Source organism: Rhodobacteraceae bacterium M385, assembly GCA_025141835.1.
Classification (GTDB): domain Bacteria; phylum Pseudomonadota; class Alphaproteobacteria; order Rhodobacterales; family Rhodobacteraceae; genus Gymnodinialimonas.
Genome location: CP081102.1, coordinates 3,536,153 through 3,556,351, shown reverse-complemented (window position 1 = coordinate 3,556,351; position 20,199 = coordinate 3,536,153). Strand labels below are relative to the sequence as shown.

Genomic DNA, 20,199 nt, shown 5'->3' with positions numbered 1-20,199 from the left:
GCGGTCCCATGGCTGAAGGCTTTGATTTCATCATCATCGGTGGCGGCTCTGCCGGCTCTGTCATCGCGTCCCGGCTGTCGGAAAATCCCGACGTTCGCGTTTGCCTGCTGGAAGCCGGAGGGTCTGACCGCCACCCGTTTTTCCACCTGCCTGCGGGCTTTGCGAAAATGACCAAAGGCATCGGGTCCTGGGGGTGGAGCACGGTACCCCAAGCTCACATGCAGGGCAAAGTGTTCACCTATACGCAGGCCAAAGTGATCGGTGGCGGATCGGCGATCAACGCGCAAATCTACACGCGTGGGCATCCGTTGGATTACGACGAATGGCGGCAATTGGGATGCGAGGGCTGGAGCTATGAAGATGTCCTCCCCTACTTCCGCAAGTCCGAGGGGAACGACACCTTTTCAGGCCGCTATCACGGGCAAGACGGCCCCCTGGGCGTGTCGAAACCCATCGCGCCCCTGCCGATCTGTGAAGCGTATTTCGAGGCAGCCAAAGCGGTGGGCATTCCGTTCAATGAGGACGTCACCGGAGAGGTTCAGGAAGGCGCGGCCTACTATCAGCTCACCCAGAAGAACGCCCGCCGTTCCTCGGCCGCGATGGCGTTCTTGCATCCAAACCGGGGCCGCAAGAACCTGACCGTAAAACTCCGCGCGCACGTGCGGCGGATCATCGTAGAACAAGGCCGTGCCGTTGGGGTCGAGATGATAGACGGAGCCCGCCTGATCGCCGATCGCGAGGTGGTGCTGTCCAGCGGGGCCATCGGCTCGCCCCGGTTGTTGCAGCTATCGGGCATTGGTCCGGCAGACGACCTGCGGGCGCTTGGCATCGACGTGGTGCTGGATCAGCCTCAGGTGGGCAGCAACCTGCAAGATCATCTGGACCTGTATTGCATTGCCGAGGTTTCCGGCCCCCATACCTACGACCGCTTCGCCAAACCGCATCTTAGCGTGCTTGCGGGGCTGCAATACCTGACGACCCGCAAGGGCCCGGTGGCCAGCAGCCTCTTTGAAACGGGCGGTTTCTGGTACGCAGACCCCAACGCGCGGTCACCCGATTTGCAGTTCCACCTTGGCCTTGGGACCGGGATTGAAGCGGGCGTTGTCTCTATGCCCGATGGCGGCGTGACGCTGAATTCCTGCTACCTGCGGCCCCGGTCCCGTGGCTCTGTCCGGCTGGCCAGCGCCGACCCGGCGAAAGCGCCGTTGATTGATCCGAACTACTGCGCCGATCCCCATGACCGCGAGATGTCCATTCGGGGGCTGAAACTGACGCAGGAAATCCTTGGCCAAGATGCGCTGGCCCACATGATCCGGACCGAGCGTTTGCCGGGCCCTGATGTGCGCACCGATGAGGATTACTTCAACTTCATCTGCGCCCATTCCAAAACCTCGCATCACTGCGCGGGCACCTGCGCCATGGGGCCGGACGACAGCGCCGTTGTCACGCCGCGATTGGCGTTTAATGGAATCGAGGGGCTACGGGTTGCCGATGCCTCGATCATGCCGCGCGTCGTGTCGTCCAACACCAATGCACCCGCGATCATGATCGGTGAAAAAGCCGCCGATATGATCCGTGAAGACCAAGGAGTTTAGACCATGTTGCTGCCCACCTACGCCGGCACGTTGGAACCCTATTCCTTAACGGGAGAGCCCTTGGTGCCCCGTGCTCCAAAGGTGCCGCTAACCCGCACGGCTTTTGCCGCGGCCCATGTCATCAGCGATCCTTTGGCCGAGCGAGACCCTTGGCAGGGCCGCCCCGCTGTGGATTGGGATGCGACATTGGCGTTCCGGGTTGGCCTTTGGGATCAAGGGCTTGGACTGGCCGAGGCGATGGACACCTCGCAGCGGGGAATGGGCGTGGATTGGCCCACCGCGCGGGAATTGATCGAACGCACCATGGCCGCCGCCAAAGCACATCCGGCGCAGCCTCGGGTCGCTTGCGGGGCAGGGACGGATCATGTGGCATCAGAGGCATTAACCACAATCGACGCGATCCGAGAGGCGTTTTTTCATCAGATGGAGGCGGTCGAGGCCGCAGGCGGGCAGGTGATCGTGATGGCGACCCGCGCCCTGCCCGCAATCGGCGCGGGCCCGCAGGAATATGCGCGGCTCTATGACGATCTGATAACCCAAGCGCAAGCGCCGGTGATCCTTCATTGGTTGGGCGATATGTTTGACCCGGCGCTGAAAGGTTACTGGGGCAGCGACGATGTCGCGCAGGCCGATGAGGTGGTGCATGATTTGATCGTGCGGAATGCCGCCAAGGTCGATGGCCTGAAGATTTCCCTTCTGAATCAATCGCATGAGGAGGCGTTCCGCGCCCGCTTACCGGATGGCGTTCGCCTCTATACCGGGGATGATTTCAACTACGCTGCCCTGATTGAGGGCGACGGCACCCATCATTCCCACGCGCTTCTGGGCATTTTCGCCGCCATAGCCCCCGCCGCGTCACAGGCGCTGGAGGCGCTGGCTATGGGGGATACGGAAACGTATCACGCCCTGCTTGCGCCCACCGTGCCGCTCAGCCGTGAGATATTCAAAGCGCCGACGCAGTTATACAAGGCGGGCATTGCGTTTCTGGCGTGGCTCAACGGGCAGCAGAGCCACTTCATCATGCCGGGCGGCTTCCAATCCTCTCGCGAAATCAGCCACTTCGCCGAAGTGTTCCGCCTTGCGGACCAAGCGCGCCTTTTGTCCAACCCGGACCGGGCGCAGGCGAAAATGGCCAACCTTCTGGCGCTCCATGGGATCGACGGTTAAGCATTTACCATGACCCGCCGCCCCACCATCCTTGACGTTGCCGCAAAGGCTGGCGTCTCCAAATCCACCGTGTCGCTGGTGTTGCAGAACTCCAAGCAGGTGAAGGCCGAGACCCGCGATGCGGTGCGCGCGGCGATGGCGGACATCGGCTACGTCTACAACCGCGCAGCGGCGCAGATGCGGTCGCAATCGGCGGGGCTTGTGGGGCTTGTCATTAACGATCTGCGCAACCCGTTTTTCACCGAATTCGCCACGGTCTTACAGATGACCCTAGCCGCGAAGGGCTATGCAACGGTCATTGCGAACAGCGATGAAGACCCTGATTTGCAGGAGAAATTGATCGGCTCGATGATCGAACACGGGGTTTCGGCGCTGGTGGTGTCCCCGGCCTACGATGACGCGGGCGACGCCTTCGATCAGATCGAGCGGGCGGGCATCCCGGCGATGCAGGTGTTGCGCAAAACCGACCCGCGCACCGGGCTGTTTCCCTTCGCGTCCTTCGACTATGCGGCGGGCTCGGCCAAGGCGACGCGGCACCTGATGAACCAGGGCGCGAAACGCATCGCTTTCGTCGGCGGCATGGAAGGCCGCGCCATCACGGAAGAACGGAAATCAGGCTATCTGGCCGAGATCAAACGCGCCGGAGCGGAGCCGTTTACCCTCCACGGTCGCAGCAGCCGCGCCTTCGGGGTGGAGGCGGTGAAGGAACTGCCATTGGATGTAGATGCTGCCATATGTTTCAATGACTTAGTGGCATTAGGCATGTTGTCCGGCTTCGCCCGAGAAGGTGTGGAATTGGGCCGGGAATTTCGGCTTGTGGGCTTTGACGATATTGAGGATTGCGCACAGGTTTGGCCGCAAGTGTCGTCGGTTGGCTGCGACATCGAAGGCTTCGCCCGCAGCATTGCCGACGGGCTTTTGGCGTGGATGTTGAACGGTGAAACGCCGTTGCCAGAACATCGCTTCCCGGTAGAGCTTGTGGCAAGAACCTCCAGCACGGGAAGAAGCAATTGAAAGATAACGACTTTCTGAGGAGTTTGTTTGATTGCGCCGTGCGCGTTGCGGACCCGATGCAATCGCTGGCCAGTGCTTTGCCCCCCAAGCCCAAGGGCCGCGTTGTGGTGATCGGGGCAGGCAAGGCCAGCGCCCGCATGGCCGAAGCGGTGGAGGCCGAATGGGGCCCCTGTGAAGGCTTGGTCATCACCCGATATGGCTACGAAAGACCCTGCCAAGGCATTGAAATCGCTTCAGCTTCCCACCCCGTGCCCGACGCGGCGGGGGTGGCGGCGACCAAGCGGATGTTGGCGTTGCTGGATACGGTGGGCGAGGGTGACTTCGTGCTTTCCTTGATCTCGGGCGGTGGATCGGCGCTGTTGTGCGCCCCGGTCGAGGGGGTGACTCTGGAAGAAAAACAACAGCTTACGACTGATCTTCTGGCGTCTGGCGCACCGATCGGCACGATCAACGGCATCCGGAAAGAGCTTTCAGCCGTGAAGGGCGGAAGGCTGGCCGCCGCCGCATATCCGGCGCGGATGTTGGCGCTGATGATCTCGGACGTGCCCGGCGACGACCCCGGCGATATTGCCAGCGGGCCGACGGTTGGTCATGATGGAAGCGCGGCTAATGCGTTGAAAGAGCTAGGTAATTGGGGCGTCGTGCCTGCGCCTGCCATCGGCGCGTATCTCCAGAAGGGCGGCGACCCGGTCCGCCCGGACGACCCGCGCCTGTCCACCACGACGAACATGATCTACGCGGCCCCATCGCAATCGCTGGCAGCGGCGGCGGAACAGGCGCAGGCGGCAGGCTACACCGTTGAAATACTGGGAGATTCCATCGAGGGGGAGGCGAGGGACATTGCCAAGGCCCATGCCGCCCACGCCCTGAAGGCTGCCCCCGGCACTCTGATCCTGTCGGGCGGAGAATTAACCGTAACAAGGCGCGGTGACGGGATCGGCGGGCCGAATGCGGAATACGCGCTCGCCCTTGCTATCGCGTTGAACGGGCAGGAAAATATCCATGCCATCGCCTGCGATACAGACGGCGTGGACGGCGCGGCAGAGGTTGCGGGCGCGATCGTTGGACCGGACACGTTAACCAAAGCCACCACGCTTTCGCCGCAGGACGCGCTGGCCAACAACGATGCCCACAGCTTTTTCGCCAGTATCGGCGATCAGGTTGTCACCGGGCCGACCCTGACAAACGTTAACGATTTCCGCGCAATTTTGGTCAAATAGGGCCGAGGGGGGTATATCAATGCTATATCACTTGGTGATGCTGGAGCCCGACGGCCCCGGCGCGATGCCTCAGATCGAGCAAGCGATGGCGATCTTGAACACGCTGTCCGCTCAGCTTTCTGGCTTCACGGAATTTCGCCACGGGCCTAACCGCGATTTTGAGCAGAAATCGGAACGCTACCCCTACGGTTTTCTGTGCACCTTTACCGACAAGGCGGCGCTGGATGCCTATACCGCCAACCCCGACCATCAGCGGGCGGGCGCGATGTTGGTGGCGTCGTGCAAGAATGGCGCGGACGGGATCTTTGTGGTCGATCTAGAGGTCTGACACTGGCGCGGTGCGCCAATTGCGGGCAAGGTAACGCCCGAGCAGCAGATGCGGAAAACCGCCATGAATGACCCCAAATCCCTCGCCCTTTTTTATGTCGCGGACGGCTACCGGTTGGAAAAGCAATCGTGGCTTTTGGCGGCGTCCCTTATGGCGGCCCACAAGGGCGACGATCGGGTAAAGCAATTCGCCTATGCCAGTGCCGAGAACCGGGCCGAGATGCGCGACATCACCCATGCGATCTATGAGGTCTGCGGGGTTGAACTGCGCACCTTGGCAAAGCCGCCGAAGTGGAAGGGCCCGTACCCCCACGGCAACAAGATCATCGCCGCTTGTGATGATCGGGGGGCGACCCATTCCGTGTTCCTCGACACGGATATGGCCTGCACCGGCTCTCTCGCTGATTTCATGGACCTCGCCCCCGATACCTGCGCCGCCGCGCCAGAAGGGCGGCCCACATGGGGCGGCAAGAACGCCCGCTGGACGCGGGCCTATGCGCATTTTGATATGGAGGTGCCGAAGGAAAGGGTGAAGCTGTTGCGCGGGGCGAAGCTGGAATATGTGCCTTATTTCAACGCGGGCCTTGTGGCCTTCCCCGAGGGCAAGCACGAAGATGGTCGCCGGTTCGGAGAACATTGGTTGGACACGGCGCTGGATTTCGACCGCAATTGCGCCATTGCCAACAAGCGCCCGTGGCTCGATCAGATCACGCTGCCCCTGACGATGAAGCGCTTTGGGTACAAGACGCGGGTGTTGAGCGAGCTTTACAATTACTCTCTGTCACACCGGATGGATTACAGCAAAACGCCAACAGACGCGGTGATCCTGCATTACCACCGGATGCGGTTCCTGTTTCAGTCACCGCAATGGCCCGCGCTTAGGGACACTTTGATCGACACGATGCCAAGCAAGCACCGTGACGAGTTGGACGTTCACATCAAGGATATCGAAACGTCGTTAGAGGCGGACGACAGCAGCGTTTCCACCTGATCGCGGCTGCCCATGGAGGCGGCAGTGCCGTGCTTGGTGACGCAAAGCGCGGCGGTTGCCGTGGCGAAAAGCAGCGCGTCCTTGATGGCTTTGCCCTCGGACAGTGCCGTGGCGAAGCCGCCGTTGAAGGCATCGCCTGCGCCGGTTGTGTCCACCACGGGGCCTGCGTTCATCGGTTTGGTGTGAATGGCTTGGGTCGCGTCCACATAAAGTGATCCGGCCTCACCCAAGGTGACGACGACGCCCTTCGACACCCCCGCTGCGAGGAGCGGCTTTGCCGCGAGGAGGGCCTCTTCCACCGATGTCACGGGAAGGCCCGTCAGGGCCTCGGTCTCGGATTCGTTGGGAGTGATGTAGTCACACAACGCCAGCATCCCGTCCGGCAAGTCCGCGGCGGGGGCCGGGTTCAGCATGGTGGTGACGCCACTGGCACGGGCCAGTTCCAGAAAGCGCACGGCGGCATCCATGGGTTGTTCCAACTGGGTCAGGGCAACCTTGGCGCCTGCGATTTCCTTGGCCCGCGCCTCCACATCGGCGGCGGACAAAAGGCCGGACGCCCCCGGCGCGATCACGATGGCGTTGCTGCCCGAGGATTCCTCGATAAAGATCCCGGCCGATCCCGTGGGCACGTCGGCGTCTTCGATCACCAGCGGGTGCACCCCCGCCTCTGCCCAGACATCGCGGCCCATTTTGCCAAAGGTGTCGGCTCCGATCCGAGAGATAAACGCAACGTCACCGCCCGCTTTCGCAGCCGCCACGGCTTGGTTCGAGCCTTTCCCGCCCGGCCCAAGTTGGAACCCGGTCCCTAGAAGCGTTTCGCCGACAGCGGGCATCCGCGCGGTCCGGTAAGCGGCGTCGGCGACGTAGACGCCCAAAATGATGATGTCTGTCATGTGGTTGCCCCTTGGAGTTGCGGGCTGACCGAAGCATGATGCCGCCAAACAATGCAAGAGCGCTGAAAGCACAAGGGAAGGATCTTCGATGAAGTTTGTCAGATGGGGTGAAGCAGGGTCCGAGAAGCCCGGGGTTTTGGATAGTGACGGCAAGGTGCGGGATTTGTCCGGTGTGGTCAGCGATATTGACGGCAGCACCTTGGCCACAATGCCCGCCATCACGCCCGAGGATTTGCCCTTGGCGGGCGACGATGTGCGCCTTGGGCCTTGCGTCGGCAACGTGGGTAAGCTGGTCTGTGTGGGCCTGAACTATGCCGATCACGCCGCAGAGGGCGGATGGGACGTTCCGACCGAGCCGGTTTTGTTCATGAAGGCCACGACCTCGATTTCCGGCCCGAATGATCCAGTGATCCTGCCACCCGGCAGCGAAAAGACCGATTGGGAGGTGGAGCTGGGCGTTATCATCGGCACCCGCGCCAAGAACACTACCGACGGTGCGTCGCATATCGCGGGCTATTGCATCGTCAACGACGTGTCTGAGCGCGCGTTTCAGCAGGAAATGGGCGGCCAGTGGACCAAGGGTAAATCCTACGACACCTTTGCGCCCATGGGGCCATGGATGGTCACCGCCGATGAATTAGGCGACCCGACGGGCCGCGCGATCTGGCTGGAGGTTGACGGAGAGCGGATGCAGGACGGCACCACCGACACGATGATCTTCAAGCCCGATTTCATCGTCGAATACGTCAGCCGTTTCATGACCCTTGAACCCGGCGACGTCATCACCACGGGCACACCGCCCGGCGTGGGGATGGGCAAGAGCCCGCAGGTCTTTTTGCGGGCTGGTCAAGAGATGCGCCTTGGCATCGACGGTTTGGGCGAGCAACGCCTGCCCGTTCAGGGTGCGTGACAGGCAACATCTGCGTGAAAACATGGGCGGCTGCCTTGTTGCCAAGGTCCCAGCCGCCTACATCACATGGAATGAAGCACCTGATCCCCTTCCTTAAATCCGAGCCGAAAGTCGCCGTGATCCGCCTGCAAGGCGCGATTGCATCTGGATCGCGGGGCGGCATCAGTGATGCCACCTTCGCGCCGGTGATCGAGAAGGCGTTTGCCAAGGGCAAGCCTGCGGCGGTGGCGTTGATTATCAACTCGCCCGGCGGCTCGCCTGTGCAATCGGCCCTTGTGGCCGCTCGCATTCGCCGTTTGGCCGATGAAAAGAACGTGCCCGTTCATGCCTTCGTGGAAGATGTCGCGGCCTCGGGGGGGTATTGGCTGGCCTGTGCCGCCGATGACATCTGGGTCGATCCCTCGTCCATCGTGGGCTCCATCGGGGTTGTGTCGGCGGGCTTCGGATTTGTAGAGGCATTGGGCAAGCTTGGCGTGGAACGCCGCGTTCATACGGCGGGCGAAAACAAAAGCATTCTCGACCCGTTTTCGCCTGAGAAGGCCGAAGATATTGAGCGCCTCAAAAGCCTGCAAATGGACATTCATCAATCGTTCATCGACCACGTCAAAACCCGCAGAGGCGCGCGTCTGAAAGAGACGCCCGAGACGTTTACCGGCGCGTTCTGGACCGGAACCAAGGGTGTGGAACTGGGCCTTGCCGATGGCATTGGCCATCTGGTGCCAAAGATGAAAGACCTCTATGGAGCGAAGGTCAAATTCGCGCCCTACGGGCCGAAGAAGCCGCTGATCCCTCGCTTGGGGGCGCAGGTATTGGCTGACCTGGATCAAAGCGTAGAGGAGCGGGCGTTGTTTGCCCGGTTTGGGCTGACGTAATGCTAAAGATTGTAACCCTTTTCCTGATCGGCATGGCCGTGCTGGCCATGTTCGGTAAACTGCATTGGCTTGGCGGCAACCGCATCGGGCGCAATCGCCAGAATGGACCGTTGCCCAAGCCAAGAACCTGCCCTGATTGCGGCCGGATGAACCTGCGCGGCGGTAAATGTCGCGTCTGTCGTGAGGACACCAATGGCTGAGACGTTTGGCTACGCCGCTCTAGGGCTGGTAATTCTGTTGCTGGCCGGGGACGTGCTTGTGAAAGGCGCGGTGAACCTTGCGTTGCGCCTGGGGATTCCGGCACTGATCGTATCGTTGACCGTGGTGGCTTTTGGCACTTCGGCGCCCGAGTTGCTGATTTCGGTCCAGTCCATTCTGGACGGCGTGCCGGGGCTAGCATTGGGGAACGTGGTCGGGTCCAACACCGCGAATGTGTTGCTGGTGTTGGGCGTGCCCGCGCTGATCACCGGCTTGGCGGCCAGCAGCGACACCTTGCGTGAATATACCTTCATGATGATCGGCACGGTGCTGTTTATCGGCCTGTGCTTTGTCGGTCCCCTTACGTGGTGGCACGGGGCGATCCTGCTGTTGGGCTTGGCCTTTGTTCTGGGCGACGCGGTGCGATCCGCCCGGGCCCATCGTAACGCGGCCAGTTGCGACGACCTGATAGACGAGATCGAGGAAGCAGACCCAAACATGCCGTGGTGGCAGGTCTGTGTTTATCTTCTGTTGGGTCTGATCGGCCTGCCCCTTGGCGCCTCGCTTCTGATCGACAGCGCCACGACCATCGCGACGGAATACGGCATCAGCGATGCGGTGATCGGACTGACATTGGTGGCGGTTGGCACGTCGTTGCCGGAGCTGGCAACAACGGTGATGGCCGCAATTCGCCGCCAGGCAGATGTGGCGATTGGCAACGTCATTGGCTCTAACGTGTTCAACCTTCTGGGCATCATCGGTGTGGCGGTTTTCGTCGGTCCGATCCCTGTTGACGCCGAGATCCTTCGCTTTGACCTTTGGGTCATGCTGGCGGCCTCGGTCGTGTTGGCCCCCTTCGTCTATTATCGCTGGCCCATGGGCCGGGGCGTGGGCTTGGTCTTTTCCGCGCTATATGTGGGCTATATCCTTTTGCTCTTGATGTAAGGAGCCTGAGCCATGACAGCATTGGTAACCGGAGCCGCCAAACGGTTGGGCCGCGCGATGGCGCTAGAACTGGCTGCACAGGGCCATGACGTGGCGATCCATTACAACAGCAGCGATGACGCCGCCGAGGCAACCGCAGCGGACGCCCGCGCCCTTGGCGTGAAGGCGGTGACCGTCCAAGCGGACTTGCTGGACGAGGAGGCGGTGCAGGGGCTGATGCCCCGGGTGATCGACGCGCTCGGCCCGGTGGAGGTGCTGGTCAACAGCGCCTCGGTCTTTGATTACGACAACCTGACATCCGCCACGCGGGCATCGTGGGACGCCCATATGATGTCGAACCTGCGCGCGCCTTTCGTGTTGACGCAGGCTTTGGCCGCACAACTGCCCGAGCCTGATATCGACGGGGGCGGTGAACCTGTCGCCCGTGGTCTTGTGGTAAACATGGTGGATCAAAGGGTGCGCAAACTTACCCCCGAGTTCATGACTTACACCTTGGCGAAGGCCGGGCTTTGGACCTTCACCCAAACCGCCGCCCAAGCGTTGGCGCCGCGCTGCCGCGTGAATGCCATTGGCCCCGGCCCTACGATGCAAGGCGCCCGCCAATCGGCCGAGCATTTCGCCGCGCAACGGGCCGCGACGGTCCTGAACCGCGGTGCTGGCCCCGAAGAGATCGTTGCGGCGCTGCGCTACTTTCTTGCCGCAAAGGCGGTCACGGGGCAGCTAATTTGCGTGGATGGAGGTCAGCATTTGGGGTGGAAAACCCCCGATGTTTTGGGCGTAGAATGAAAGGCCTCGCAAGTATTCTCCACTGGGGCGCTATTTCGGGTAACATTTATGAAGATTTGGTAAATTCGCCCGCCTCAAAACTTAACGTAAGGTTTTTTCTGTTTTAAAACAAAGTATTGCATATGCGCTTAAAAATTAGGCAAACCGTAGAACCCTGCTAAAAACAAAGGAAAATTCCTATTCTCAAAGAGTTCTCCGCAGGGTTATCCACAAGATCGGTGGAAAGCTAAGGGGTTGCCAAGGGGGGAGCCGCATTGCAGCGCAAAAGAGAATCACAAAACTGTCACAATTGATGAAAAATGAAACCGAGACATCTCAGGACTTTACGCCCGTAAAACATGGGGCCGAGGTCATTGCCGACTACGTTCGGACGCTGGATATGAGCCCCGGCGTCTATCGTATGCTCGATAGTCAGAGCCGGGTTTTGTACGTGGGAAAAGCCCGCGCCTTGAAGCGGCGGGTGGCGAATTACGCGAAGCCGACGGGCCATTCGCCCCGTATCGCACGGATGATCCGCGAAACCGCCTCGATGATGTTCCTGACGACGCGCACGGAAACCGAGGCGCTGCTGCTAGAGCAGAACCTGATCAAACAGTTGAAGCCCAAGTTCAACGTGCTGCTGCGTGACGACAAGTCTTTTCCGAATATATTGGTAAGCGATACCCATGCCTTCCCGCAGATCAAAAAGCACCGGGGCGCGAAGAAAGAAAAGGGCAGCTACTTTGGCCCCTTCGCCAGCGCAGGTGCGGTGAACCGGACGCTGAACCAATTGCAGCGGGTCTTTCTGCTGCGCAATTGCACCGACGCGGTGTTCGAGTCCCGCACGCGGCCTTGCCTTCTGTATCAGATCAAGCGGTGCTCTGGCCCTTGCGTCGGCCACATCAGTGAACAGGATTACGCCGCCTCCGTGACAGATGCCGTGCGCTTCCTGAAGGGCGACAGCACCGATTTGCAACGGCAGCTGGCCGAGGGCATGGCCGCGGCGTCCGAGGCGATGGAGTTTGAACGCGCTGCCGCCTTGCGCGACCGGATCAAGGCGTTGACCAATGTTCAATCCGCGCAAGGCATCAACCCGCAGGGCGTGAAAGAGGCCGACGTGATCGCGCTCCATATGGAGGGCGGGCAAGCCTGCGTGCAGGTCTTCTTCATTCGCGCCAACCAGAACTGGGGTAATCGCGACTTCTACCCTCGCGTCGGTCCCGACATTGATGAACCCGAGGTTCTCGAAGCCTTCCTTGGGCAGTTCTACGACAAGAAAGAACCGCCCCGTCAGTTGCTGCTATCGCACCCGGTGGAAAGCATGGACCTGATGGCAGAGGCGATGGCAGGAAAGCGCGGCGGCAAGGTGGAAATCCTTGTACCGCAGCGCGGAGAGAAGGCCGAGCTGGTGGACGGCGCAAGGCGTAACGCCCGTGAAAGTCTGGGGCGTCGCATGGCCGAGAACCAAGCGCAGGGCAAACTGCTGGACGGATTGGCGGGTGCTTTCGGGTTGGACGCCCCGCCAAAGCGGGTGGAGGTCTACGACAACTCCCACATCCAAGGTGCCCATGCCGTGGGCGCGATGATCGTGGCAGGGCCGGAAGGCTACCTGAAAAGCCAGTACCGAAAGTTCAACATTCGCGGTGATAGCCTGACCCCGGGCGACGACTTCGGGATGATGAAAGAGGTGCTGACGCGCCGGTTCTCACGCCTGTTGAAGGAAGATCCGGATCGCGAGACCGAAGCCTGGCCGGACCTGTTGCTGATTGACGGCGGAGCGGGGCAGGTATCGGCTGTGAAAGAGATTATGGACGAATTGGGCGTCGATGATGTGCCTTTCGTCGGCGTGGCCAAAGGCATCGACCGCGATCAGGGGAAGGAAGAATTCTACGTCCCCGGCAAATCCGCCTTCGCGCTGCAACGTAATGATCCGGTGCTCTACTTCGTGCAGCGGATGCGGGACGAGGCGCACCGCTTTGCCATCGGGGCGCATCGGGCAAAACGCTCCAAAGCCGTGTCGGCGACGCCGCTGGACGATGTGCCGGGCGTCGGCGCGGCCCGAAAACGGGCGCTTCTAGCACATTTCGGCAGCGCCAAAGCCGTGTCGCGGGCGAACTTGTCCGATCTGACGGCAGTGGACGGCGTGAGCGAGGGTCTGGCCCAGAAGATTTACGACTTCTTCCACGATCAGGCGTGAGTGGCACAGGCGTCAGGATTTCCGCCACTTCCCAAGGCCGTTCCCTCAGATACACTCGGCCCGATCCCCCTTCGGAGCTTCCCATGATCGACTTTCGCAAACCCTCCTTCCTCATTCCCATGGCCCTCATCCTCGGCGGCATCGGGTGGAACATACTCAACACAAACACCTCAAGCACCGAAGTCACGGTGGAGGTCATGCTGCACCCCAGCGGCGAGGTGATCACAGACCTCGCCCAGATCGACGCGTTCGAGACCTATATCCCTTTGGAAGTCGGTGAAGATGGCGGCTATGAGCGTTACGGCCCGATTTTCAACGTCGAGGGTCAGTCCAACGTGTTCCGCGTCGATGGCGGGGTTCAGGCCGGGTTCGCGGCGCGGGTAGGGGCCACCGATCTGGGCATGATCGCCACCACCGGTGGCGGGGCCGAGACGCGCAACATCACCTTCCCGTCAACCGATGGGCTGGTGAGGTTGTCGGTGCAGACCGACGCCGCGCCCGAGTTCTTCGTGCAAGCGACCTCTGATCTGGCATCGGGAACTTTGGACATCCAAAGCCAGGGTGCGCCGGAGGGTGGCGAGATGGTGTTTCTGTTGCCGCCGGGCGACTGGACCTTCTCTGCCGTGAATGACGCCTTTGACCAAAACGTCGTTGTCACGGTCCCGTCTGGCGCTAGCGTGGATGCAACGCTGGACTTGCGCGCCGACAATTGAACGCCCGCACATCGTTCAATTTGGCGGTGATCCACTGGTTAACATCAGGTTAGCGAAACTCCGTTAATCGTTTTTGTTCAATATGTTAGGTTGGGTTCTCAAGCTTGCGCATCCCCGCGCGTGCGCCATCGGCCTTCCGTGCCCTCTGGCAAGTGCCGCGCAAGAGCGCTAGGTACATCTTATGCAGTGGAACGTGCCCAACATCCTGACCCTTGTGCGCCTGATCGCGGCGCCGATGGTGGGGTTCGTCTTCCTCCTTCTGCCGCGCCCGTTTGCGGATTGGGTAGCGTTGTTCCTGTTTATGGGGGCGTCGATGACCGATTATCTCGACGGCCTTTTGGCGCGGAAATGGGGGCAGGAAAGCCGCTTTGGCGCGATGTTGGACCCGATTGCCGACAAGGCGATGGTGGTGATCGCGCTGGCGGTTTTGCTGGTTATTATGAGCCTCGATCACGGATGGTCGGCGCTGATCCTTGTGCCCGTGATTGTCATCTTGTTCCGAGAGATTTTCGTTTCAGGATTGAGAGAGTTTTTGGGTGCCCATGCGGGCACGCTGAAGGTGACGAAGCTGGCGAAGTGGAAGACCACGTTGCAGATGGTCGCCATCGGTTTGCTGTTCTGTTGGGGGCTATTCACCCACTATTTCTGGGCGCTGACCATTGGGATGGATGCCACGATGATCGAGAGCATTCTGGCCGGAGTTACTGCCGATGAATTTGGTCTGGTCTGGATCGAGTTTGGTTTCTTCTGGAGCGGCCTTGTGGGCAAGGTCTTGCTTTGGTTGGCGGCGCTTCTGACCGCGATCACCGGGGTAGACTACTACCTGAAGGCGCGTCCGTTCTTGCAGGAAGACGCCTGATGGACCTGCGGTATTTTGCCTGGCTCAGGGAGCGGATCGGCACGGGTCACGAGGTCGTCGAGACCCAAGCGCGCACCGTGGCTGAGTTGATTGAGGAACTCAAAGACCGCTCGGAAGCCCATGCGTTTGCGTTGTCCGACCTGAAATCGGTACGCGCGGCGGTGGACCAGAAATTGGTCAGCTTTGATGCGCCCTTGGAGGGCGCGCGGGAAGTGGCGTTGTTCCCCCCCATGACAGGGGGCTGAGAGATGGATTTTGTGCGGGTGCAGGAAGCGGCGTTTGACAGCGGCGCGGAGCTGAACGCCTTCACCGGGGCCATGGCAGGCGCGGGCGCTGTGGTGAGCTTTACCGGCATCACCAGAGATGTATCCGAGGGCGACATGGTCGCGATGGAGATTGAGCATTACCCCGGCATGACGGAGGCCGCGCTGGCCGAGATCCGAGAGGACGCGGTCGCAAGGTTCGAGTTGCAAGGCGCCTTGGTGATCCACCGGTTTGGGCGTTTGGCCCCCGGAGAGGTCATCATGATGGTGGCCACGGCGGCCCGCCACCGGGCAGGGGCCTTCCAAGGTGCGGAGTTCCTGATGGATTACCTGAAGTCCCGAGCGCCGTTCTGGAAGCGGGAAGTCACCGAGCGGGGGGCCGATTGGGTTGTCGCGAAAGATGATGATGAGGCCGCGCTGGGGCGATGGTAGGCCGGTGACGGGGTGGCTGCCGAGCCGCTTCGGGGGACAGGCTGCCGGCGGGCGCTTTGGCACGCGGGGCGTCGGGCGCGCTGAGGGGGCGGGAGCCTCCGGCGGGAGTTGTAGGGCCAAGATGAAGGCGCGATGCCGCGTTTGGGGCGGCGGTTACGTGCCTTGGTTGATGGATTCCACGTAGTTGCGAAGTTCCTCGGACTCTGTCCGGGCCTCGCGCAGGCCTTCCATGGCGGCGCGAAGTTCGGCCTCGGTCTGGCTGAGTTGGTTGGTCAGTTCGCCTTCGCGCTGTTGCAGGTAGGCGATGGCTTGGTCACGGGTTTCTTCCGCATCATGCAGCGCACGGGCAAGGTTTTCCATTTCGCCCAGATCCGCAGAGGACACCTGGTTGAACCGGGTTACGAGCCAATGGGCTAACCAGCCAAGGGCGAAGGCCACGAACAAGATGATCGCAATCGTGATGATGAATTCCAAGCGGTTCATGGGGTCTTGGCTTTCTGTCTAGTTTGCATCGGAGGCCTCGGGGGGGGCGATGGGGCGCGGCAGGGGGCGGATATCGAACGGCCAGTCGGCAATGGCGCCAGCGGCCAGAACACCGCCACGGGTACGGGGTTGGTCATCGGCGTCAGCAGCGGCATCGGCGACTTCGGCGGTGGCCAAGAGGCGGAAGTCGATACGGCGGTTTTGTTCGCGCCCGTCTTCGGTTTCGTTATCGGCGATGGGTTGGCTTTCGCCGTAGCCTTGGGCCGTTAGGTTGGTCACCAGAACGCCCCGAGCCAAGAGGCCGTTGAGCACCGCATCGGCACGGGCTTGGCTGAGGTTTAGGTTCATATCCTCGCCGCCCTGCGCATCGGTATGGCCGCCGATTTCCATGCTCACGTGGAGGCAATCGGGCAGCACTTCGGCGATCTGGTCCAGAACTTCACCGGCGGCACGGTTGATCTCGGTGGAGCCGGGGTCGAAAGTGATTTTGGTTTCGTCCTGGATTTCGCGAATGCGGGCCTCGCATTGCTCGGGCGTGGGCTGAGAGGCGATGGGGTCCAAGGTCTCGTCGTAGCGGACGTCCATCTGGAAGTTCACGCCGGGCCCGAGGTCCTCGGAGAGTTGCCGGGTGAGGCGGGAGATCATTTCGTCATCGCCGGTGCGGCCAGACAGGCGCAGGTTGTCTGGCTCGACCGTGAGCATGCCGTCTTCGAGTTCCGATAGGGCAGTGAGGCCCGCCATGACCCGAACGGACCAGCCTTGCGGCAGGTCAGGCACGCCACGGGTGGCGAGATCCGTCCGGTCCGCGCCGAAAATGGCCGTGGCGAAGGATTCAACGGATTCGCCAATGCGGCCATCGGGCAAGCGGCCGCGAAGGCGCGCGCCTTGTTCCGCATCATAGGTGGCGGTGAAACGGGCGGGACCGGTGCTGGCTAGTGTTTCAGGCTCGGGCAGGATCGCTTGCAGGGAGAAAACTGCAGGCAGGTCTGCGTCCAGCTCGCCCACGACGGTGTCGAAGTGGTCCTGAGCCGTGCCTTGGGCGGCGATCAGGGTTACGTCTGCGTCGGAAAGGGTGACAGAGCCGTTGCCCAGTTCCGTCAGTGCCGCCAAGGAGATGGCGACGGCATCGCCCCAAGAGGGGGAGGGCACGCCAAGGCCGATGGTGCAGGGCACGGTGCCTGTGGCCCCGGCGGTGCGTCCGGCAGAAACGATCTGATCGCGGGCCTCGGGGGTGTCGGCGGTACAGGTTTCAAAGCGCGCCCCCCCGGCATCGCGCACGAAGCGCAGGGTGAAGGGGGTGATGACCGGGCGCGGGGCCGAAATATCGAGAACGACCTCGACGCCGGAGGGTTGGTTCTGTTGCAGGCGGGCGATGAATTCGGCCCGCTGTTCCCGGGTTTCGGCCACGGCCTCGACCTCCACCCGGTCGGCAAGCACCGTCACTTTGGAGCGCGGCAGCGCCTCTAGCGCGCGGAGGCCATAGGCGAGGGCGGCGTCCCAATTCTCGGGCGCGGCAAGGCTGGCGGTTTCGACCATGTTCACCACATCGGCGGAGCCCGCGATGTCGGCAATCGCTTCGGCGACGGCAAATGCTTCATCGCCTTCGGGGCCCGGGATCAGGCCGATCAACTGGATGCCATCGCCATTGCGCAGCATGTCGAGGGAAAAGCGCGGCGGCTCGGACACTTCGAAGGCGGCGACCTCTAGGCGGTTAATCACCCGGTCCGCATCGACGATGGCGCTTGCGCGGGTTTCGGCGCGGAAGCGCGTGGCCTCGTCCGGGGCGGTGCCATCAAGGAAGACTTGCAGGCCATTGGCCGAAACTTCGACCCATTGTATGCCATCGGCCTCCAGCGAGGTGATGATGTCCTCGGTGGAGCGATGTTCGATCGTAAGGGCCGCGAAAATCGCGGTGACAACGGATAGGCCGCCCGCAGCTGCAAAGGAAGCGGGGCCGACCAGTGCGGATATGCGGTCTTTGTTTGACATGGGCGAAGCTACGCGAAATCCCTGCTCGGGGCCTAAATGTTGTATCGCAGTACCGCGTCCTGCGAGGGCTTTCAATCAAACGAGTGCGGCACAGGCGAAAAACAGCACAGGGATCAGGCCGGCATTCCGGTTGGAACGGAACAGGCGCAAGCAGGTCTCGGCGTCGTTGATGTTCAGATGGATCAATTGCCAAGACAGGTGCCAGCCCATGGCCCAAACACCTGCAAGGGCAATGACAAGGGCCAAGACATTTTGCGACGGCAGCAGCGCCACGATCACGCCCAGGCCGATAAGGCAGACCGTAAGAACAAGGAAGAAGCGCAGCCAGGTCTGGGTATTGTCGCCAAATAGTCGGGCGGTGGATTTGATGCCAATCATGGCGTCGTCTTCACGGTCTTGGTGGGCGTAGATCGTATCGTAGAACAGCGTCCAGCAGATGCCCCCGAGGTAGAGTAGGATCGGCGCGGTGGACAGGCTTCCGGTGTGGGCGGCCCAAGCCAGCAAAGCGCCCCAGTTAAAGGCGGTGCCAAGGAATACTTGCGGCCACCAAGTGAACCGTTTGGCGAAGGGGTAGATGCAGACCAAAGCGCAAGAGGCCACGCCAAGGGCGATGGCGGTCCAGTTGAACGTCAGAAGGATCAGCAGGGACACAAGAGCTTGGGCCACCATCCAAGCGACCGCCCCTTTTACCGAGACCTGCCCGGAGGGGATGGGCCGAGACGCCGTCCGCGCGACCGAGCCATCAAGGTGGCGGTCGGTGATGTCGTTCCACGTGCAGCCCGCGCCGCGCATCAGAAACGCGCCAAGCCCGCAACCGATGAAAATCCAAGCGTCAAAGCTCGTGGCCGTAGCAGGAGCCGCCGCGATGGCCAACATCAGCCCCCACCAGCAAGGCAACAGCAACAGCCAAGTGCCAATGGGACGATCCGCCCGGCTCAGGCGCAGGTAGGGGCGGGTTGCTGCGGGGGCGAGGGTATCAACCCAATTACCCGATACGGCGTCGGCGACTTTTACGTCTGCATCTGCCGGAGTGTCTTGTCCATCGCCCTGCGCGCTCATACGTTCCACCCCATGAAAAACCGTCCGAAAATCCGCCTCTATGTAGATCACCCCTTGGGGGAGGCGCAAAGCGTTCCCGTGTCGCGGGACCATGCCAACTATCTGTTCAACGTGATGCGCCTTGGCGTCGGCGCAGAAGTTGCGCTGTTCAACGGCCAGGACGGGGAATGGCGGGCCGAGGTGGCGGCCAAGGGCAAGCGCGGCGGCGTGTTGGTCTGTGACGAGAAGACCGCGCCACAGATGATGCCGCCCGATGTCTGGTTGCTGTTTGCGCCGATCAAGAAGGCGCGCACGGATTTCATCGTGGAAAAAGCCGCGGAACTGGGCGCGGCGCGTATCCTGCCCGTGCGCACGGATTTCACCAATTCCGAGAGGCTGAGACAGGACAAGTTGCAAGCCCACGCGATGGAAGCAGCCGAGCAATGCGGCGGGACGTTTGTACCACCGGTGGAAGAGATCCAACCGTTGCAAAAAGTGCTGGAGGGCTGGGACGCTTCGCGGACGATTTTCTTTGCCGATGAGGCGTTGGCCGACCCCTCCTCGGCCCCAGAACGGGGCCTCCTCGCAGCGGCTCCTGCGCCTGCGGCGATCTTGATTGGGCCCGAGGGCGGATTCTCCGATGCCGAGCGGGACCGCCTGCGGGCGCTGCCATTTGTGCACACCATGTCCTTGGGGCCGCGCATTTTGCGGGCTGACACCGCCGCCGTGGCCGCTTTAACCCTGTGGCAGAAAGCGCAAGGGGATTGGGGGTGAGCGGCTTTTTCCGCCCCGAAGCCATCGCCGCCGTCGCCCGTTGGCGCGAGGTGCTCGTGGCCGCGACCATCATCGCGCTTGGCCTCTGGATCGCGGCCAAACCCGGTGGCATGATCGTCACAGGCTTCGGCTACGTCCTGATCGGCCTTGGCGCTGTGGCCATGGTGCCCGCCGTGCGCCGTGCGCGGTTCATCACCGGCGGCAATGGGCCGGGGGTGGTGCAAATCGACGAAGGACGCATTCTGTTCATGGGGCCGGAAACGGGTGGCGCCATGGCGTTGGATGATCTTAGCATCCTGTCCCTGCGCCGCGACCGGGATGGCAAAAGCGCCTGGGTGCTGGCCGATGCGTCGCAACTTCTTGTGATCCCGGTGGATGCCTCGGGGGCGGACGCGCTGTTTGATGCCTTCGCGGCGCTGCCCGGCCTCAATATCGACAGACTGATCGCCTCGGTGCAAAATCGCACATATGGGTCGCAAAGGTTGTGGGTCCGTGACCGCCCGCTGGCCTTGACACCGTAGACGCAACGGGCGACGCCTTTAGCCCAATCGAGC

22 protein-coding genes are annotated in these 20,199 nt (G+C 61.8%); 18 read left to right on the top strand and 4 right to left on the bottom strand.

What is annotated here, in order from left to right; translation table 11 throughout:
- Positions 1–8 precede the first annotated feature (8 nt).
- The 6 genes from K3728_17435 to K3728_17410 all read left to right on the top strand — a co-directional run bounded on the left by K3728_17435 (position 9) and on the right by K3728_17410 (position 6,314).
- The gene (locus K3728_17435; protein UWQ95436.1) at positions 9–1,595 is read left to right on the top strand and encodes a GMC family oxidoreductase N-terminal domain-containing protein; all 1,587 of its coding nucleotides are present in this window, start codon (positions 9–11) and stop codon (positions 1,593–1,595) included.
- 3 nt (positions 1,596–1,598) lie between these two features.
- Positions 1,599–2,762 (top strand): dihydrodipicolinate synthase family protein, encoded by a 1,164-nt coding sequence (locus K3728_17430; GenBank protein ID UWQ95435.1) that lies wholly within the window; start codon positions 1,599–1,601, stop codon positions 2,760–2,762.
- A 9-nt stretch (positions 2,763–2,771) separates the two neighbouring features.
- Positions 2,772–3,776 (top strand): LacI family transcriptional regulator, encoded by a 1,005-nt coding sequence (locus K3728_17425; GenBank protein UWQ95434.1) that lies wholly within the window; start codon positions 2,772–2,774, stop codon positions 3,774–3,776.
- The gene (locus tag K3728_17420) at positions 3,773–4,996 is read left to right on the top strand and encodes a glycerate kinase (protein UWQ95433.1); all 1,224 of its coding nucleotides are present in this window, start codon (positions 3,773–3,775) and stop codon (positions 4,994–4,996) included. The genes K3728_17425 and K3728_17420 overlap by 4 nt, the downstream gene beginning before the upstream one ends.
- 19 nt (positions 4,997–5,015) lie before the next feature.
- The gene (locus K3728_17415) at positions 5,016–5,324 is read left to right on the top strand and encodes a Dabb family protein (GenBank protein UWQ95432.1); all 309 of its coding nucleotides are present in this window, start codon (positions 5,016–5,018) and stop codon (positions 5,322–5,324) included.
- Between the two features lie 63 nt (positions 5,325–5,387).
- A complete protein-coding gene (locus tag K3728_17410) occupies positions 5,388–6,314 on the top strand; it encodes a hypothetical protein (protein UWQ95431.1) in 927 nt (308 codons plus the stop codon).
- Here K3728_17410 and K3728_17405 read toward each other — a convergent pair.
- Complete coding sequence (locus K3728_17405) at positions 6,257–7,207, bottom strand: ribokinase (protein UWQ95430.1); 951 nt, start codon at positions 7,205–7,207, stop codon at positions 6,257–6,259. The two genes, K3728_17410 and K3728_17405, sit on opposite strands and share 58 nt — an antisense overlap.
- Before the next feature lie 88 nt (positions 7,208–7,295).
- On the opposite strand from K3728_17405, the gene K3728_17400 reads away from it, so the two are divergent.
- From K3728_17400 to K3728_17355, 10 genes are all read left to right on the top strand, one after another.
- Positions 7,296–8,117: a fumarylacetoacetate hydrolase family protein gene (locus tag K3728_17400; protein UWQ95429.1), complete on the top strand. Its 822-nt coding sequence runs from the start codon at positions 7,296–7,298 to the stop codon at positions 8,115–8,117.
- Positions 8,118–8,188: 71 nt separating this feature from the next.
- The gene (locus K3728_17395; protein ID UWQ95428.1) at positions 8,189–8,989 is read left to right on the top strand and encodes a S49 family peptidase; all 801 of its coding nucleotides are present in this window, start codon (positions 8,189–8,191) and stop codon (positions 8,987–8,989) included.
- Positions 8,989–9,189, top strand: coding sequence for a hypothetical protein (locus K3728_17390; GenBank protein UWQ95427.1), 201 nt, complete (start codon positions 8,989–8,991; stop codon positions 9,187–9,189). The genes K3728_17395 and K3728_17390 overlap by 1 nt, the downstream gene beginning before the upstream one ends.
- The gene (locus tag K3728_17385) at positions 9,182–10,132 is read left to right on the top strand and encodes a calcium/sodium antiporter (GenBank protein UWQ95426.1); all 951 of its coding nucleotides are present in this window, start codon (positions 9,182–9,184) and stop codon (positions 10,130–10,132) included. Before K3728_17390 ends, K3728_17385 begins: the two co-directional genes overlap by 8 nt.
- Positions 10,133–10,144: 12 nt before the next feature.
- Complete coding sequence (locus tag K3728_17380; GenBank protein ID UWQ95425.1) at positions 10,145–10,918, top strand: SDR family oxidoreductase; 774 nt, start codon at positions 10,145–10,147, stop codon at positions 10,916–10,918.
- A 292-nt stretch (positions 10,919–11,210) separates the two neighbouring features.
- Positions 11,211–13,094 carry an excinuclease ABC subunit UvrC gene (uvrC, locus tag K3728_17375; GenBank protein ID UWQ95424.1) on the top strand — a complete coding sequence of 628 codons (1,884 nt, stop codon included), beginning with the start codon at positions 11,211–11,213 and terminating at the stop codon, positions 13,092–13,094.
- A gap of 83 nt (positions 13,095–13,177) precedes the next feature.
- Positions 13,178–13,807 (top strand): hypothetical protein, encoded by a 630-nt coding sequence (locus K3728_17370; protein UWQ95423.1) that lies wholly within the window; start codon positions 13,178–13,180, stop codon positions 13,805–13,807.
- 181 nt (positions 13,808–13,988) lie between these two features.
- Entirely contained in the window at positions 13,989–14,666 is a 678-nt protein-coding gene (gene pgsA, locus K3728_17365) for a CDP-diacylglycerol--glycerol-3-phosphate 3-phosphatidyltransferase (GenBank protein UWQ95422.1), read from the top strand.
- Positions 14,666–14,911, top strand: a complete 246-nt coding sequence (moaD, locus tag K3728_17360; protein ID UWQ95421.1) for a molybdopterin converting factor subunit 1 — start codon at positions 14,666–14,668, stop codon at positions 14,909–14,911. The genes pgsA and moaD overlap by 1 nt, the downstream gene beginning before the upstream one ends.
- Positions 14,912–14,914: 3 nt before the next feature.
- Positions 14,915–15,361, top strand: coding sequence for a molybdenum cofactor biosynthesis protein MoaE (locus K3728_17355; GenBank protein UWQ95420.1), 447 nt, complete (start codon positions 14,915–14,917; stop codon positions 15,359–15,361).
- Positions 15,362–15,514: 153 nt separating this feature from the next.
- Here the strand turns inward: K3728_17355 and K3728_17350 are convergent, their stop codons facing one another.
- The 3 genes from K3728_17350 to ubiA form a co-directional block, all read right to left on the bottom strand.
- Complete coding sequence (locus tag K3728_17350) at positions 15,515–15,844, bottom strand: hypothetical protein (GenBank protein UWQ95419.1); 330 nt, start codon at positions 15,842–15,844, stop codon at positions 15,515–15,517.
- A gap of 18 nt (positions 15,845–15,862) precedes the next feature.
- On the bottom strand, positions 15,863–17,833 hold the full coding sequence (locus K3728_17345; protein ID UWQ95418.1) for an OmpA family protein: 1,971 nt from the start codon (positions 17,831–17,833) through the stop codon (positions 15,863–15,865).
- A gap of 75 nt (positions 17,834–17,908) precedes the next feature.
- Complete coding sequence (gene ubiA, locus K3728_17340) at positions 17,909–18,892, bottom strand: 4-hydroxybenzoate octaprenyltransferase (protein UWQ95417.1); 984 nt, start codon at positions 18,890–18,892, stop codon at positions 17,909–17,911.
- 12 nt (positions 18,893–18,904) lie between these two features.
- Here ubiA and K3728_17335 point away from each other — a divergent pair, with 12 nt between their 5' ends.
- On the top strand, positions 18,905–19,645 hold the full coding sequence (locus K3728_17335) for a 16S rRNA (uracil(1498)-N(3))-methyltransferase (GenBank protein ID UWQ95416.1): 741 nt from the start codon (positions 18,905–18,907) through the stop codon (positions 19,643–19,645).
- Positions 19,642–20,166 carry a hypothetical protein gene (locus tag K3728_17330; GenBank protein ID UWQ95415.1) on the top strand — a complete coding sequence of 175 codons (525 nt, stop codon included), beginning with the start codon at positions 19,642–19,644 and terminating at the stop codon, positions 20,164–20,166. The genes K3728_17335 and K3728_17330 overlap by 4 nt, the downstream gene beginning before the upstream one ends.
- Positions 20,167–20,199 lie beyond the last annotated feature (33 nt).

Excerpts from the sequence above, each read along its gene's own strand:
- uvrC (UWQ95424.1), top strand. The coding sequence starts at position 11,211 with ATGAAAAATGAAACCGAGACATCTCAGGACTTTACGCCCGTAAAACAT.
- K3728_17345 (UWQ95418.1), bottom strand. The coding sequence starts at position 17,833 with ATGTCAAACAAAGACCGCATATCCGCACTGGTCGGCCCCGCTTCCTTT.
- K3728_17415 (UWQ95432.1), top strand. The coding sequence starts at position 5,016 with ATGCTATATCACTTGGTGATGCTGGAGCCCGACGGCCCCGGCGCGATG.
- K3728_17390 (UWQ95427.1), top strand. The coding sequence starts at position 8,989 with ATGCTAAAGATTGTAACCCTTTTCCTGATCGGCATGGCCGTGCTGGCC.
- pgsA (UWQ95422.1), top strand. The coding sequence starts at position 13,989 with ATGCAGTGGAACGTGCCCAACATCCTGACCCTTGTGCGCCTGATCGCG.
- K3728_17405 (UWQ95430.1), bottom strand. The coding sequence starts at position 7,207 with ATGACAGACATCATCATTTTGGGCGTCTACGTCGCCGACGCCGCTTAC.
- K3728_17430 (UWQ95435.1), top strand. The coding sequence starts at position 1,599 with ATGTTGCTGCCCACCTACGCCGGCACGTTGGAACCCTATTCCTTAACG.
- K3728_17435 (UWQ95436.1), top strand. The coding sequence starts at position 9 with ATGGCTGAAGGCTTTGATTTCATCATCATCGGTGGCGGCTCTGCCGGC.
- K3728_17380 (UWQ95425.1), top strand. The coding sequence starts at position 10,145 with ATGACAGCATTGGTAACCGGAGCCGCCAAACGGTTGGGCCGCGCGATG.
- K3728_17400 (UWQ95429.1), top strand. The coding sequence starts at position 7,296 with ATGAAGTTTGTCAGATGGGGTGAAGCAGGGTCCGAGAAGCCCGGGGTT.
- K3728_17355 (UWQ95420.1), top strand. The coding sequence starts at position 14,915 with ATGGATTTTGTGCGGGTGCAGGAAGCGGCGTTTGACAGCGGCGCGGAG.
- K3728_17395 (UWQ95428.1), top strand. The coding sequence starts at position 8,189 with ATGAAGCACCTGATCCCCTTCCTTAAATCCGAGCCGAAAGTCGCCGTG.
- ubiA (UWQ95417.1), bottom strand. The coding sequence starts at position 18,892 with ATGAGCGCGCAGGGCGATGGACAAGACACTCCGGCAGATGCAGACGTA.
- K3728_17350 (UWQ95419.1), bottom strand. The coding sequence starts at position 15,844 with ATGAACCGCTTGGAATTCATCATCACGATTGCGATCATCTTGTTCGTG.
- moaD (UWQ95421.1), top strand. The coding sequence starts at position 14,666 with ATGGACCTGCGGTATTTTGCCTGGCTCAGGGAGCGGATCGGCACGGGT.
- K3728_17370 (UWQ95423.1), top strand. The coding sequence starts at position 13,178 with ATGATCGACTTTCGCAAACCCTCCTTCCTCATTCCCATGGCCCTCATC.
- K3728_17410 (UWQ95431.1), top strand. The coding sequence starts at position 5,388 with ATGAATGACCCCAAATCCCTCGCCCTTTTTTATGTCGCGGACGGCTAC.
- K3728_17335 (UWQ95416.1), top strand. The coding sequence starts at position 18,905 with ATGAAAAACCGTCCGAAAATCCGCCTCTATGTAGATCACCCCTTGGGG.
- K3728_17385 (UWQ95426.1), top strand. The coding sequence starts at position 9,182 with ATGGCTGAGACGTTTGGCTACGCCGCTCTAGGGCTGGTAATTCTGTTG.
- K3728_17425 (UWQ95434.1), top strand. The coding sequence starts at position 2,772 with ATGACCCGCCGCCCCACCATCCTTGACGTTGCCGCAAAGGCTGGCGTC.